The 13,391-nt window shown below is 46.4% G+C and carries 13 protein-coding genes and 1 tRNA gene; 6 read left to right on the top strand and 8 right to left on the bottom strand.

Going from position 1 to position 13,391, the window contains the following annotated elements:
• Positions 1-302: 302 nt before the first annotated feature.
• The 3 genes from QUA03_RS21800 (at position 303) to QUA03_RS21790 (ending at position 2,432) form a co-directional block, all read left to right on the top strand.
• Entirely contained in the window at positions 303-716 is a 414-nt protein-coding gene (locus QUA03_RS21800; protein WP_333214883.1) for a hypothetical protein, read from the top strand.
• Between the two features lie 108 nt (positions 717-824).
• A complete protein-coding gene (locus QUA03_RS21795) occupies positions 825-2,105 on the top strand; it encodes a S8 family serine peptidase (protein ID WP_333214881.1) in 1,281 nt (426 codons plus the stop codon).
• A 99-nt stretch (positions 2,106-2,204) separates the two neighbouring features.
• Positions 2,205-2,432 carry a hypothetical protein gene (locus QUA03_RS21790; protein WP_333214879.1) on the top strand — a complete coding sequence of 76 codons (228 nt, stop codon included), beginning with the start codon at positions 2,205-2,207 and terminating at the stop codon, positions 2,430-2,432.
• A 9-nt stretch (positions 2,433-2,441) separates the two neighbouring features.
• Here the strand turns inward: QUA03_RS21790 and sfsA are convergent, their stop codons facing one another.
• Entirely contained in the window at positions 2,442-3,176 is a 735-nt protein-coding gene (gene sfsA, locus QUA03_RS21785; RefSeq protein WP_333214878.1) for a DNA/RNA nuclease SfsA, read from the bottom strand.
• 415 nt (positions 3,177-3,591) lie between these two features.
• On the opposite strand from sfsA, the gene murJ reads away from it, so the two are divergent.
• The gene (murJ, locus tag QUA03_RS21780; protein WP_333214876.1) at positions 3,592-5,205 is read left to right on the top strand and encodes a murein biosynthesis integral membrane protein MurJ; all 1,614 of its coding nucleotides are present in this window, start codon (positions 3,592-3,594) and stop codon (positions 5,203-5,205) included.
• Between the two features lie 74 nt (positions 5,206-5,279).
• Here the strand turns inward: murJ and QUA03_RS21775 are convergent, their stop codons facing one another.
• From QUA03_RS21775 to moaC, 3 genes are all read right to left on the bottom strand, one after another.
• Complete coding sequence (locus QUA03_RS21775) at positions 5,280-5,582, bottom strand: DUF3181 family protein (RefSeq protein ID WP_333057367.1); 303 nt, start codon at positions 5,580-5,582, stop codon at positions 5,280-5,282.
• 64 nt (positions 5,583-5,646) lie between these two features.
• Complete coding sequence (locus tag QUA03_RS21770; RefSeq protein WP_006633890.1) at positions 5,647-5,904, bottom strand: 2TM domain-containing protein; 258 nt, start codon at positions 5,902-5,904, stop codon at positions 5,647-5,649.
• Positions 5,905-5,992: 88 nt separating this feature from the next.
• Positions 5,993-6,514, bottom strand: coding sequence for a cyclic pyranopterin monophosphate synthase MoaC (moaC, locus tag QUA03_RS21765; protein ID WP_333214875.1), 522 nt, complete (start codon positions 6,512-6,514; stop codon positions 5,993-5,995).
• A gap of 78 nt (positions 6,515-6,592) precedes the next feature.
• On the opposite strand from moaC, the gene QUA03_RS21760 reads away from it, so the two are divergent.
• Positions 6,593-6,666: transfer RNA gene (locus QUA03_RS21760), tRNA-Arg, on the top strand.
• 259 nt (positions 6,667-6,925) lie between these two features.
• On the opposite strand, the gene QUA03_RS21755 is transcribed toward QUA03_RS21760, so the two are convergent.
• The 3 genes from QUA03_RS21755 to QUA03_RS21745 form a co-directional block, all read right to left on the bottom strand.
• A complete protein-coding gene (locus tag QUA03_RS21755) occupies positions 6,926-8,170 on the bottom strand; it encodes an MFS transporter (protein ID WP_333214873.1) in 1,245 nt (414 codons plus the stop codon).
• A 133-nt stretch (positions 8,171-8,303) separates the two neighbouring features.
• Entirely contained in the window at positions 8,304-9,491 is a 1,188-nt protein-coding gene (locus QUA03_RS21750) for a glycosyltransferase family 4 protein (RefSeq protein ID WP_333214872.1), read from the bottom strand.
• Between the two features lie 250 nt (positions 9,492-9,741).
• Positions 9,742-11,430, bottom strand: coding sequence for a DUF2079 domain-containing protein (locus QUA03_RS21745; protein WP_333214870.1), 1,689 nt, complete (start codon positions 11,428-11,430; stop codon positions 9,742-9,744).
• A gap of 88 nt (positions 11,431-11,518) precedes the next feature.
• On the opposite strand from QUA03_RS21745, the gene QUA03_RS21740 reads away from it, so the two are divergent.
• Positions 11,519-12,757: a histidine kinase gene (locus tag QUA03_RS21740; protein WP_333214868.1), complete on the top strand. Its 1,239-nt coding sequence runs from the start codon at positions 11,519-11,521 to the stop codon at positions 12,755-12,757.
• A 144-nt stretch (positions 12,758-12,901) separates the two neighbouring features.
• Here QUA03_RS21740 and mutT read toward each other — a convergent pair whose 3' ends face one another.
• A complete protein-coding gene (gene mutT, locus QUA03_RS21735) occupies positions 12,902-13,306 on the bottom strand; it encodes an 8-oxo-dGTP diphosphatase MutT (protein WP_333214867.1) in 405 nt (134 codons plus the stop codon).
• Positions 13,307-13,391: the final 85 nt, after the last annotated feature.

Raw genomic sequence — 13,391 nt, 5'->3', positions numbered from 1 at the left:
ATCGCTGGTATTTATAATTATGAACTTTTTTTGAAGACAAACTAGCGCTCGTCTGAGACTTTCGCAAGAGGTCTATTGTGGAACAGGCATCCTACCTGTTCAAGACTGCCTTTTCTGGAGAAGTCTAATAGGAATCGTAACAGTTACGTAACTTGTTGCAATATCTTCATAATCATATACGCGGATCGTCGTATTGCTTGCCAAATTAATTTGGATAATTATGAGATAGAAAGCAGTTATTCAGCTTCGGCATATAGTGAGAAACTACTTGCCATTAACGTTAAATAACAAGGAAACAAACTATGTCTTCTAGCACAGAAATTTTTGTATCGAATTCTCAGCTAGAGCTTCCCACAATTCAGGAAAGCCAAGAGGCTAACCTTGAAGAGGTGCGTCAACTGGGCGCGCCTCAAGATGGAGCTTCGCCCGCAATATTGTTTGGTAATGGCTACGCTTATCGCCATGACTGGGGATTCAAGAAAGGACAGCACATCTTGCCTCTTAATTGGGGGTTAATCACACCCAACTCTCTCGTCTTCGTTGCGATCGGCGAAGGTGTTTCTCCAAATACCACGGCTGGAAAGAAGATCGGTGAGGCTCGATATACTCTCCATAACGTTTCCCCACAAAATGGTGTAGTCAAGATTTGGGTCAACATCGAGTGGGAACACAGCCTGATTCGGCTCTATGCTGACTATTTCGTATTCAACCCTTAGAAGCATGGATTAAATACAGGGCTGTTTCTTGACAAGTCACAGCCTGGGAATTCCATAAATCTCTTTGCCAACTCAACGCATTATCTAACACTAAATTAGAGGTATTTTATGTCTGAACAACCTAGTTTTCCCATCCCAGAAACTGCCCAAGCCGATGAAACAACAGGGCGTTACATTATTACTTTCCGCGAAGATGCAGTGATAGAAGGATTAGACCTCCTGAGCGACCAAACTGGCATCAGAGGCCTGGCAAATGCTGCCGATTTCCCCGACTCTGCTCTAGACTTGAGCCAAATTGCAGCAGCAGGGGGAGCGGTGTTTCCTACTCTCGGCGTGGCCGTTGTTTCCTTAGACGAAGGGGCTTTCAGCAGCATTATGACCTCAGCGGGAGAGGATTCGGCTATTCTGGCGATCGAGCCGGAGAGCACCTTCTACGCGATTGGCGATGGGTTGTCGGCAGACTACCTGCGGGGCTATCGCGATGCGGTGGATAACCTGTACGACAAAGCCACTAATACAGAGGTAGCAGACATCCAGAAACAAGAATGTTTTGCTGATGATACCGAGTTTACTTGGGGTCTGAAGGCAACGAAGGCGATGAAGTCTCTGTTGACTGGTAATGGAATCAAAGTTGCGGTGCTGGATACGGGGATGGATCTATTACATCCCGACTTCGCAGGTCGATCGATCGTATCGCAATCTTTCGTACCAGGGGAGGACGTACAAGATGGCAACAGTCATGGTACCCACTGCATCGGGACAGCCTGCGGGTTCAAGGATCTTAACGGCCGCAGGTACGGGATCGCTCACAAATCGACCATTTATGTCGGTAAAGTGTTGAGCAATGCCGGTAGTGGCGCTGGTGCCTGGATTCTGGCTGGGATGGAATGGGCGATCGTTAATGGGTGTCAAGTGATCTCGATGTCTTTAGGAAACACCACTCGAACACCGTCTACTGCTTACGAAACTGTCGGCCGCCGAGCACTGCAAAATGGGTGTCTGATCGTGGCAGCCGCAGGCAATAACGGACGAACCGGAGGAACCGTCGGACAACCAGCCAATAGCCCGTCGATTATGGCTGTTGCAGCGATCGATAACTGCGTCCAAGTGGCTGACTTCTCGGCTACCTCTGAGCTAATTCAAGGAACTAAAGTTGATATCGCCGCTCCAGGAGTGAAAGTATACTCATCAGTGCCTATGAATAAAGGGCGTTATGCTGCTTACAATGGCACTAGCATGGCTACACCTCACGTAGCGGGCATCGCGGCCCTGTATGCCGAATCGACTGGTAAACGAGGTGCTGAACTTTGGCAATTGCTGACTGCCTATGCTATGGCACTACCATTACCATGTACTCGTGTCGGAAGTGGCTTAGTAGAAGCTCCGTAATGAAGAATATCCAAATCTCCGCAGGCTTAAAGTGCTGCGGGGATTTAACAGAAGACAATTTACAATACCGCAATGGATTTGCTCCAAAGGATGCTAAATATGTCTGACGAACAAGTACAGCGCATCATAGTGACTGTTGACGACCAAAACATATCGGTAATTCAATCGGTTGTCACTGCCTTAGAATCGGCGGGAATGAAAGTGGAGCAGGTGCTAACTGTTACTGGCATCATTACTGGAGAAGTTTCTCAATCGAAGCTAGAAGGACTAAAGAGCGTACCGGGCGTGGCTAGTGTCGAAATCGATCGAGAAATGCAGGCAATTTAAACTAATCAATCATTTAGGGGTTAGTAGATCGAGTTTTGCTAACCCCAAATAGCGAATGCCTTCCGGTGTCACATCAAAGCGACAGGGCAAAATCTCTACACCTTCACTAATCGCCTGTCTGAACAATTCTCCGTAAAGGCGATCGGCACTATCCCCCGGAGCAAAATCCGTACAATCCCCGCGATTAATAAAATACAGCATTACAGCCCTCGAACCCTGCCGCACCACTTCTATCAATTCTCTCAAATGCTTTTGTCCCCTCTCCGTCACTGTATCGGGAAATAAAGCTAACTCCTCTTTTACCCAAGTTGTATTTTTCACTTCCAGAAAAATCGGTTTTTCCTCACCAGTTAGCCAAAAATCCACTCTACTTTTTTTATCAGTGCCGTAAACAACCTCCGGTTGAATTAAACTGTAATTGCCCAACTCTGGAAACAATTTCAATTCCAAAGCTAATTTAACTACTCGATTTGGCAGCCCAGTATTAACTCCCACCCAAGTTGGCACAGTGTCGCAAACTTTAATTAATTCCCAAGTATAAGCTAACTTGCGTTTGGGATTGTCGCTGGGAGATACTAGCACTGGATTGCCCGGAATGTAAACACCAGTCATCGGGCCAGTATTCGGACAGTGCGCGGTGATTATTTCTCCCGAATCTAGTTCTATTTCTGCGAAAAATCGCTTGTAACGTTTGATGAGAATTCCGGGTAAGAGAGGAGGATATTGGTAAATTAAGCCAGTCATTCGATTTTAGATTTTAGATTTTAGATTTTAGATTCTCGATTGAAGATTGTAGATTATACCTATAACCGAATACCTGGGTTCGCACTTTTTAAATAAGTCTGGGAGCTAACACAATCGATCATACGTTATCAACTATTATGTTATTTATCTGCTTTTCTCAACTCATTTGTTTCATCATTTTTAGAGAGTAGATTGTATATTGTAGATTTTAGATTGACGCATCATAGCACGAAACGGCGGTTTGTAGTTAGGACGCATAGTCCCGATCGATTATTGAATTGCCGCAAGTCAGTAATATCGATAAAATTGGTATCAGCGCAATTCCCCCTAGAAGTTTTATGAGTTCATGATATGATTCTCCCGATTCGCGATTAAAATAAGTGAATCCTTTTAGCACTAGCGTTTGTAACCATTTGTGTCCCAATTACAGAAGCCCTCTCGTTCCCTCGCAGGGATTGCCGGCATTGTCGCAGTCGCCACTCTAATTAGCAAAGTCTTTGGATTGGTGCGCCAAATTGCGATCGCCGCAGCCTTTGGAGTCGGTGTCGCCGTCGATGCCTACAACTACGCCTACGTCATCCCTGGTTTCTTATTTATTTTGCTGGGAGGGATTAATGGGCCATTTCACAGCGCCATAGTCAGTGTTTTAGCTCGCCGGGATAAAAAAGAAGCAGCACCCTTAGTCGAGACTATCACCACCTTAGTCGGGGGCATATTGCTGTTGGTAACAGTCGCTTTAATTATTTTTGCAGATCCGGCGATCGATTTGGTGGCACCGGGATTAAATAGGACAGCAGAAGGTTTACAAATCAAAGCAATTGCCGTCCAGCAATTTCGGATTATGGCGCCGATGGCGTTACTTTCAGGCTTAATCGGCATTGGTTTCGGCACTCTCAACGCTGCCGATATGTACTGGTTGCCTTCGATTAGTCCTTTATTTTCTAGCGTTGCACTTGTCAGCGGTTTAGGGATTCTCGCACTGCAACTCGGAAACAAAATTATTCAGCCAGAATACGCACTAATTGGCGGCTTAGTGTTAGCTTGGGGAACTTTAGCGGGCGCAGTTTTGCAGTGGTTAGTGCAACTAGCGGCGCAGTGGCGCGCCGGCTTGGGAACATTGCGCTTGCGGTTTAATTTTAAACGACCGGGAGTGCAAGAAGTAATTAAGGTGATGGTTCCTGCGACCTTATCATCAGGAATGCTACAAATTAATGTTTATACTGACCTATTTTTCGCATCCTACATCCCTCAAGCTGCCTCTGCTTTGGGTTACAGTGGCTTGTTAGTTATGACGCCTTTAGGCATTATTTCTAATGTAATTTTAGTGCCATTTCTACCCATATTTTCTCGCCTCACCGATCCGAGAGATTGGCCGGAATTAAAAGCTCGAATTCGTCAATCTTTAATTTTGACGGCCCTGACGATGCTGCCCCTGAGCGCTTTAATGGTAACACTTGCCGGGCCGATCGTCCGCGTGGTTTACGAACGCTATGCTTTTGATCGGTCAGCCTCGGAGTTTGTCACGCCGATATTGATGGCTTACAGTATTGGAATGTTTGTGTACTTAGGACGCGACGTTGTGGTACGGGTATTTTACGCTTTGGGAGACGGAGAAACGCCTTTTCGCATCAGTATTATCAATATCTTTTTAAACGCTCTTTTGGATTATTTGTTGGTAGGAGCCTTTGGCGCGCCCGGATTAGTTTTGGCGACGGTGGGAGTGAATCTTATTTCGATGATTATGCTTTTGTACTTTTTAGATAAAAAGCTGGGTGGTCTGCCTTGGGGGCAGTGGAGTTTACCTTTTCTGGGGTTAACTTCTGGCAGTTGTCTAACTGCTTTCGTTACCTTGGCTACTCTGCAAGGCTGTCAAAGAGTTTTGGGTACTGAAGGTTTGGTAATTCAATTAGTGCAGTTGAGTGTGGCAAGTTTTGTAGGGTTAGGGGTTTTTGCCCTGTTTGTCAGTCAAATGAAGTTGCCGGAAGTTGATATGTTTGTCGATCGCATTCGGGGACGTTTTCGCAAATAAAATTGTCGGGGCGGGTTAAGGGCGAAATACCAGACACAACGCCCACAATCTCCTTACAAAACCCGCCCTTTTCTTTACATCTTCCGCTGAAATTCCTCAAGAACATCCATCAATTGAACTTGACACTGCATCGGAATTAAATCTGCCAGTGGCACTTCCCGCTTGCCGCCGCCCAACTTGACTGGAATTCCTTGCAAAACTTGTCCAACTTTGTCAGCATCTAAATCGCCATCTTCCAGCATCGAATAAAGTTGTTGGGCAACAACGGTATGCAGGTGAGCATCATTGAGATACAAATGCCACTTGGCAATATCAATGTAGACATTTTCGCCGATTTCGGCTGCTAAGGATTCGATCGCCTGTGTAGTATTAGCCATATCAAAAAAGCCGAAAGTTATTTGTTATCAATCGAAAGACTTAACAAATCGTCGCCAACTGCCTTCAGCCAGAATCTTTGGTGAGGGGCGAATAATCGGCGATCGCAAAATGGTAAATCGCGTGGGCCAAAACTACTAGAGCCCATCCACCCGTTACCGAAATTGCCCAAGGCCAATCAGCCTTTTGCAAATTGTGAACAAACCACAAACCAGAATTGGTAGCAGAAAAAAGACCGACGTGGATAGCAAAATTCATCCGGTCATCTAAGCGACGGTACTCTGGATCATTGCGATCGGGTTTGCGGGGCCAACGAGGAGGCATAGTTTTTCACTTGATATTAGTAGTTCAGTGCCTATTTTAATCATAAGTGCAGCTTTTTGAATGCTGCATCCCTCTTTCGGCAGGAAACTTATGCCTCTACATTTTCATAGTCTCCAGACTTGCCGCCACTTTTACTCACCAGGCGAATCGACTCAATGGCGATCGACTTTTCCAATCCTTTCGCCATATCATACAAAGTCAGCGCTGCCACCGAAACCGCCGTCAGCGCCTCCATTTCCACCCCTGTTTCCGCCTTAATTTTCACCGTCGCCCGAATTTGATACCCCGGCAACCCAGCATCCGGCATCACCTCCACCTCCACGCTACTCAGCGGCAGAGGGTGACACAGAGGAATCAAATGTGCAGTCTGTTTCGCCGCCATAATTCCAGCCAGCCTTGCAGTGCCCAACACATCACCTTTCGGCGCATTCCCCGCTTCAATCGCCGCAAACGTCTCCGGCAGCATCCGCACCCGGCCAGCAGCCACAGCTTGCCGCACAGTGGGCACCTTCGCTGAAACGTCCACCATTTGGGCTTCCCCGCTGTTGTTGAGGTGAGTTAGCTGTGCCGCATCGGGCAATTTAGAAAAAGTTTGCGAAAGGTCTTGCATTATTTTGGTAATGGTGTTAATGTTAGATTCTGTGAGAAAAGAACTTAATCAACTTTAGATTAAATCTTAACTCAACAGGGGCTTGTAGCTTAGTTGGATAGAGTGCATGGCTACGAACCATGAGGTCGGGGGTTCGAATCCCTCCAAGCCCATTTAAAAACGTTATAAGCTGTGAGTTCTGAGTTTTGAGTTTTGAGTTTTGAATTAAGAAATTAATTCAACTCACGACTTAAAACTCAGAACTTTTTTAATCTTTGTGGAACAGGCATCTTGCCTGTTTTTCAGAATGCTGCGCGGGAACAAAAACCCGGTTTCTGCCTAAATATCTGTCGCATAGATTCACGATTTTTGGGAGAAACGGGGTTTTGTGGTAAGTCCCCTGATGGCCTCTTCCTTCTTGCTTCTGTAATATCATCGATTCAAGGCATAAATATCTTTGCCTCGACCGATCGCAAACTTCATCGAATTAGACAAGCCCTTGCTAGACTGAGTAATAAAAACCAGCAAAGCCAAGCCAGCAAGGCCAGCAGCAAAACCAAACATATTTCTGTAGCCAACTTGTTCAGCAACAAAGCCTAAAGTCGGGCCAGCAATCGCAATTCCTAAATCAAATCCGCCAATACACAACGAAAATAAGCGACCCCTTTCATGAGGTTCGCACCTGTCCGACATCAGCGTTACCATCATCGGTAAAACAGTACCGCCGGCGCAACCTTCAACCAAAGCTGCTATTAAAAAAGCACTGCTGTTGTTAGCAAAATACAACAATAACATCGATACGGCATAACAGATTAAGCCGCCAGAAATAAACAAGCCGCGACCGTATTTGTCCGAAGCCCGTCCCGTGATTAACCGTATACCGAAACTGGCGATAGCCGCGGTAGAATAAAATAATCCAGGATTCAAATTAGCCTTGGTTTCTTGGATAAACAAAGGCATAAAAGTGCTCAAAGTTCCAAATACTAAACCAACTACCAATAACACTAAAGCCGGAATCCGCACTCTCGGATTCCAGAGCATTTTCCAGTATTTTTGGCTATTTTTGTCCTCAGATAGCGAGTCCGATTTTGTTAAATCTGCAAAATTAGGTTCCGCAATTTTGCAGGTAAAAAATACAGCCATTGCAGCGAAAGCCGCCGACATCGCAAACAAAGGAGTATAACCAACCCAAGCTTGCACAAATCCGCCAATAGCCGGCCCAACTGCTAAACCAATAGGATTCACCAAGCTCATGTTACCGATTAATTCGCCCCGCTTTCCTGGCGGCGATAAATCTGTTACCAAAGCGCTATAAGCTGTAGTAAAAGCGGCGATACTAATGCCGTGAAAAACGCGAATAAGTAACAGTAAGGGGATAGATTGAGCTAACAGGTAGCCCAAAGGGGCGATCGCAGCGACTGACGCACCTAGAAGCAAAACTTGTTTTCGCCCCCTGCTGTCGGCTATTTTACCCAACGGTGGCCTCGATAGCAAAAGTCCGATCGCAAATGCACCCATCACAAAGCCAATTTGCTGTTTTGTGCCTCCCACAAATTGAACGTACAGCGGCAAAGTTGGCAGCAGCGAAGCCAAACTTGACCAGAATAGCAGCCCTGCGGTGAATAAAGTCAGCAAGCTGCGTCTGGGTTGGGGATCGATGTCCCTAAAAATATTCAAGATGCTAATTCCCTTTAAATCTTCTGAGTGCGCTCAAGCTGAGGTCGAGTGTATATATATCATTGTGTTACAATTCCTTAATATTTGCAACAAAAAAACTTGATATTCTACTCACCGTCAACAGTCAGCATTCTTACCAATCAACCTCAGCCCTTTCCCCCACCACCCGTTCATAAACCCACTCGGTTTCTATTGCCAACTTCGGCCAACTAAACCGGCGTTCCAAATCCTGATAAGCATTGTCAACCAACCACTGTGCGTAACCCGGATTTTTCAATACCTCCAAAATTCCCCATGCCAAAGAATCCCGATTGTTTGCCTCAGTAACAACGCCAGTTTTAGTGTGCAACACCACCTCTGGAAGTCCGCCCGCATCCGAAACGACCACAGGCACTCTTGCAGCAAAGCTTTCTAACGCTACAATCCCAAAAGGTTCGTAAAGACTGGGAAAAACCGCGCAGTCAGCCACCGTCTGGAATTTGTCCAGATGTTCCTCAAACATGAACCCAGTAAAATAACACTTATTCCAAATTCCTAAATGCCAAGCTAAATGTTTGAGATGGTCTGTATTGCCGCCGCCAACAATTACTATTTTCGCTTTACCCCCCATTTCCCAAATTATTTTAGGTGCAGCATTTAGAAATACACCTATGCCTTTTTCATAGCTAATTCTTCCTACATAATAGACAATTTTCTCATCATCAGCAGCAAACTGGCGACGGAAACCCATCGCGTCAAATTCGTGCCAGCGGGGCTTTTTATCTGGTCTAATTCCGTTGTAAATTACCTCTATTTTATTCCACGGAGTCGATAGTACCCGTTCGGCTTCCCGCCGCATATAATCACTGCAAACAATTACTCGCCAAGCGTTGTAAGCGAGGTCGTTTTCCTTGGTGTGAATGTAGCGCTGCCCTTCATTGTGGATGCCGTTGAAGCGCCCGTATTCGGTGGCGTGGATGGTGGCAATTAGCGGTACTTTAAAGGTATGCTTCAGGGCGATCGCCGCATCTCCCACTAACCAATCGTGAGCGTGGATGATATCAAAGGGGCCTTCCTCAAGCATCAGTTTTCCGCCTTGGTGGCCCATGCTTTGGTTGAGGTTCGCCACCCAGTGAAAAAAGTCCTTGGCGTGCCCCACAACCACCCGATGCACACGTATTCCTTCTACCACTTCGTACATCGGCGCATGGCCGAACTCTACTGTAATTAAGTGAATGTCGTGCCCCAGCTTCACCAATTCTGGATATAGTTCCGATACGTGGCGGGCGATACCGCCTACGATTCTGGGAGGGAACTCCCATGCCAAAACCAAAATTTTCATCTTTCTCCCTCCAAATAATTTATATAACTTAATGTTTAGGATTAACAGATTTATTGTATAATTATCACCCTTAAATTTAAGTTAAGCGTAAGTTGATGCCCAATGCCTGACTTTTGGCAGCAACAAAGACAGAAAATCATGCCTAAATCTGGTTTTTGCATGAAATTGCTCGATCGCCATTACCTGAAAAAAACAGGTTTCCTCAAGATTTGAGCCACTGAGGGAAGCAATGGCGATCGCGTCTACCCGCTTAGCGTTTCTTCAAAATCGGCTCCAATTCGCGCCGAAAACGGGTCCAAGCAGCAGCAGATGCAGAATTAGAAACAGCACCCTGACGCATCAAAATCGCGCCGTCTTCAAAGCCAACAATTCCGTACTCTCCTGATTTGGACATTCGATCGATCGCTGGTACGATCTCCCGCAACTGTCCCCGTTCCCCGCGAAACGCAGCCTGATACTGCTGCAACTGCCACAAATCGGCAATTACATATTGCATCTTCACTGCCTTCCCCGCATCATTGCGGAGTTCAAACATCGGAAACCTGAGAATTTCCCGCCTGCTTGACAAAATCGGCACAATAGTATTCGTCGCTGCCACGCTAGCATCAGCAGGAATTTGAGCCAACAGCGGCCGCACTTGCAAAACGTGCTGCCATTGTCTGACAAGAGGAACCTGCACCCAAGGATCGATCGCATCGGGCAAAATCAAAGAAAAAGTCCGATTTGGGTTAGAAGTGAAGGTAAAAAATAGCGACAAACAGATGCAAAACCCCCAAAAGCGGCGAAAATTTGAAGAAGAAGGCAGAGGAAATAAAGCAGAAGGAAAACGCAAAAACATTCTTTCCTCTTTCACCATTCTATCTTCTTCCTTTTGACGCTGGGCCCACCACAGAATCGCCCCATAAAAAAGCCCTGGAACCACAGTCATCGCATAGCGAATATTAATCGCCAGCACCGACTCTCCTTTCGCTAAAAATAGCTTCAGCAGCGGAAATCCAGCTATCATCCAAGACGCAGGCGCGAAAGCAGGAACCAAAGCTAATGGCAACCACTGGCCAAGCAGGTATCTAATCTTACCAAAAAACGGCGTAAATAACTGAGCCACCAACCGCCAGGGATTGCTCACCATTCCCCAAATAATTTCTAGAGTAGAAGCTTCATCTCCATCAGCATATTGACCGAAGCGCTCCATCATAAACCGCTGGGATATATCAGCAGAAAACAAAGGCATAATCAGATTGGTCAGGACGATCATATAACCAAAACTGAGTATACAGACAGCCAAACCAGTCCGAGGGTAGCGCCGGCTCAAAATCAGGTAAACTCCGACGCCAAATAAAACAACTCCCCCATCTTCTCGCACGGCCAAAATTAAAGTTGCCAGAATCCCAAACAGCGGCCACCAGCGCTTCTCCATCGCCAGCAGCAAGCCAAAGACATACAGCGGCATTTGACAAATATCGTGAAAATTGCCCAAAGTAGGGCCGATGACCGCGTTAGCGCAGTAATAGCTCACAACAATTGTCGCCGACAGTCTTGGTTCCAGATAGTGTCTGGCGAGAGCATAGAGCACTCCTCCAGCCGCCGTAATTAAAGTCACCTGCAACACAGTCAAAGTGACGGGCGAGGGAAACAGCGAGTAAATTGGCAGCCACAGCATCAGCGCCGGGGTGAAATGCTGCCCCAACCGATAGTAAGATACTTCCGGGAGTTGATTTTGGTGAACCACATTAGTGGACAAAGCCGAAGAGAGGGAACTCTCAAACAAGTGACCCCGAGTGCCGTTCCAAAAAAGTTGATTGAAAATGCCTTGGTCGTAAGTAGCGTAAAAGCTGTAGTAGCGGTGCAGCGTCAGCAACAGGCACAGCACAAAAAAGGCGGCCGCCACTTGAACCACCACCCGCAGCGACTCATTTTTCTTCCATCTCAAAAATATCATCTGCCCGCCGTAATGAAATTATCGGACAATAGCATAAATCTAAAGTAAGTATTAAATTAAAGTAGAAGTGAAATAACTCGGCTAGGCAATGCTCAATTATTTTCACCCGATCGAAAAGCTCAACAGCGTCCATCCAACACCAGGCACCAGCGGCACTGACTGTTCTCTCGAACAGGCGGCCAATTCCGCACCGCTTTTACAGCTTTTGCTGTTCGTAGACAAGCGTCCCTCTTCCCGGGAACAGACCAGACACATCCGCAAGTCCCTAAAGGATTTGAAGGCAGAGTGCGACTTTGAGCTTCAAATCATCGACGTAGGAGAACAGCCCGATTTAGCCGAACACTTTAAACTTGTAGCCACTCCCTCGCTGCTCAAAATTCATCCTGATCCGCGACAAACTCTCGCCGGCAGCAATTTAATCGCCCAACTCGAACACTGGTGGCCCCGGTGGAAGCGTTCTGTAGAAGAATACGCTGCTCAGCAGCAGTCGGCCGCAACTCTTGCGGAAACTCTGAATAACCCAAAACCCATCTATTCCGTTGCTTGCGCGGCCGAACTTGTGCAGCTTTCCGATGAAGTTTTTCGCCTCAAACAGGAAAAAGAACACCTGCAAGAGCAGTTGCAGTTGAAAGACCGGATTATTGCGATGCTAGCTCACGACTTGCGTAATCCCTTGACGGCAGCATCTTTGGCTTTGGAGACTTTGGAGTCAAGTCAGAAGGTGAAGGAGGGGGAAAAGTCGCGTTTGACGCCGAGTCTGGCGGCTCATTTGATGAAACAAGCCCGCCGCCAAATCCGAATTGTCGATCGTATGATTACAGATATCCTGCAAGCAGCCCGGGGTACAAACGCTCAACTCCACATTGAACCAAAAAGAATCGAACTGGGGGCGATTTGTCAAGATGTAATCTTGCAGTTTCAAGACAAATTTCAGGCGAAAAGTCTGAACTTAGAAACAGACATTCCCGCAGATTTGCCCTTGGTTTATGCCGATCCCGATCGCATCAAACAAGTCATAGTCAACCTGCTTGACAACGCCAGCAAGTACACCCCAGACCAAGGAACTGTTAATCTTTCAATTCTCCACCGCACCGCTTACAAAGTTCAAGTCAGCATTTGCAACAGCGGGCCGGGAATTCCTGAAGAAGATTGCGCCAGCATTTTTGAAGACAGCTTTCGCTTGCAGCGAGATAAATCAACAGACGGTTACGGCATTGGGCTGTCTCTGTGTCAAGGCATCATCCGCGCCCACTACGGTCAAATTTGGGTAGACTCTGTACCCGATAGAGGCAGTTGTTTTCACTTTACTCTGCCCGTCCAAAAATAAAACTTAGCTGTCAGTTGTCAGTTGTCAGTTGTCAGTAGCAACCGAATTTGATATTACAGCAACCGCGCCCGACGGTTAGGACGTTTTTAATTCCTAAAACCCTTGCGGAAGATTGCTTATTGCTTCTTATTTCTGGTATACAGCTCAACTTTTCCGCAGTGCAGCAATAATCTGTTCGTTTGCTTTGGGAAAAGTAAATTGGTCAATTTCATCGAGTGTCACCCAGCGAATTTCCTCGCATTCGATCGTTTGCGGTTCCCCACTGACGTAGCGGCAGTGGTGCACGTAGAGCCTAACTGTAAATTTAGTGTAGTCGTGGTCAATTGTAATCAGGCGATCGCCAACTTCTACGACAATCCCCAACTCCTCCATAATTTCCCGTTCTATGCAAGCTTCGATTGTTTCCCCAGGCTCTATTTTTCCGCCCGGAAACTCCCAGAAACCCCCGTGCAGCCCATGTTGTCGGCGCTTGTCAATCAAAATTTGTTGGCGATCGTTCCAGATTGCAGCAACGCCGATAACTTTGTGGGCAACAGGAGAAACAGACATATTAATTAGGAATGGGGAATGGGGAATTGGGAATTGGGAATGTAAGAATAATATCAATAATTATTCAATTATTTAATCTAAAATC

The sequence above is a fragment of the Microcoleus sp. S36b_A4 genome, assembly GCF_036700645.1.
Classification (GTDB): domain Bacteria; phylum Cyanobacteriota; class Cyanobacteriia; order Cyanobacteriales; family Microcoleaceae; genus Microcoleus.
This window is presented reverse-complemented; position numbering and strand designations above follow the sequence as displayed.

What these genes read in the sequence shown, in the direction of transcription:
- moaC (WP_333214875.1), bottom strand. Translation starts at nt 6,514, where the DNA reads ATGCAAGACCTTTCGCAAACTTTTTCTAAATTGCCCGATGCGGCACAG.
- QUA03_RS21770 (WP_006633890.1), bottom strand. Translation starts at nt 5,904, where the DNA reads ATGCCTCCTCGTTGGCCCCGCAAACCCGATCGCAATGATCCAGAGTAC.
- QUA03_RS21740 (WP_333214868.1), top strand. Translation starts at nt 11,519, where the DNA reads ATGCTCAATTATTTTCACCCGATCGAAAAGCTCAACAGCGTCCATCCA.
- sfsA (WP_333214878.1), bottom strand. Translation starts at nt 3,176, where the DNA reads ATGACTGGCTTAATTTACCAATATCCTCCTCTCTTACCCGGAATTCTC.
- QUA03_RS21750 (WP_333214872.1), bottom strand. Translation starts at nt 9,491, where the DNA reads ATGAAAATTTTGGTTTTGGCATGGGAGTTCCCTCCCAGAATCGTAGGC.
- QUA03_RS21745 (WP_333214870.1), bottom strand. Translation starts at nt 11,430, where the DNA reads ATGATATTTTTGAGATGGAAGAAAAATGAGTCGCTGCGGGTGGTGGTT.
- QUA03_RS21795 (WP_333214881.1), top strand. Translation starts at nt 825, where the DNA reads ATGTCTGAACAACCTAGTTTTCCCATCCCAGAAACTGCCCAAGCCGAT.
- QUA03_RS21775 (WP_333057367.1), bottom strand. Translation starts at nt 5,582, where the DNA reads ATGGCTAATACTACACAGGCGATCGAATCCTTAGCAGCCGAAATCGGC.
- mutT (WP_333214867.1), bottom strand. Translation starts at nt 13,306, where the DNA reads ATGTCTGTTTCTCCTGTTGCCCACAAAGTTATCGGCGTTGCTGCAATC.
- QUA03_RS21800 (WP_333214883.1), top strand. Translation starts at nt 303, where the DNA reads ATGTCTTCTAGCACAGAAATTTTTGTATCGAATTCTCAGCTAGAGCTT.
- QUA03_RS21790 (WP_333214879.1), top strand. Translation starts at nt 2,205, where the DNA reads ATGTCTGACGAACAAGTACAGCGCATCATAGTGACTGTTGACGACCAA.